This is a genomic window from Vibrio sp. 10N.222.46.A1 (assembly GCF_041473595.1).
GTDB lineage: Bacteria > Pseudomonadota > Gammaproteobacteria > Enterobacterales > Vibrionaceae > Vibrio > Vibrio tasmaniensis_A.
The window spans coordinates 1-329 of sequence record NZ_JBFRSN010001298.1 but is presented as its reverse complement, the minus strand read 5'-3'; the positions used below and the strand labels follow the sequence as shown (position 1 = coordinate 329).

Annotated in this window: 1 protein-coding gene; it reads right to left on the bottom strand. The window is 48.6% G+C overall.

Going from position 1 to position 329, the window contains the following annotated elements; translation table 11 throughout:
• Positions 1–44 precede the first annotated feature (44 nt).
• A partial coding sequence (locus AB4496_RS26090; protein WP_372132789.1) for an Ohr family peroxiredoxin occupies positions 45–329 on the bottom strand: 285 nt, incomplete at its 5' end.

The window sequence follows — 329 nt, the reverse complement described above, 5'->3', positions numbered from 1 at the left end:
GTCCCGCCTAGTGCGGGACATTTTTTTAGCGGGGGATGAAGCGGCTAAAGCGCTTGTCCGTTAACCGACAATTTCACATCAATGTTGCCACGAACCGCGTTTGAGTAAGGGCAAACTTGGTGCGCCGTTTTCACAAGCGTCACAGCTTGTTCTTGCTCTAGAGCCAGTTCAATCGATAGAGCAACAGTTAAAGCAAAGCCGCCGTTTTCATTTGGTCCAATACCGACTGTTGCAGTCGTTGGCGCCGATGCGATTTTGATTTTCATCTCTTTTGCAACGTGAAGCAGAGCATTTGAGAAACACGCAGAGTAACCCGCAGCAAATAGTTG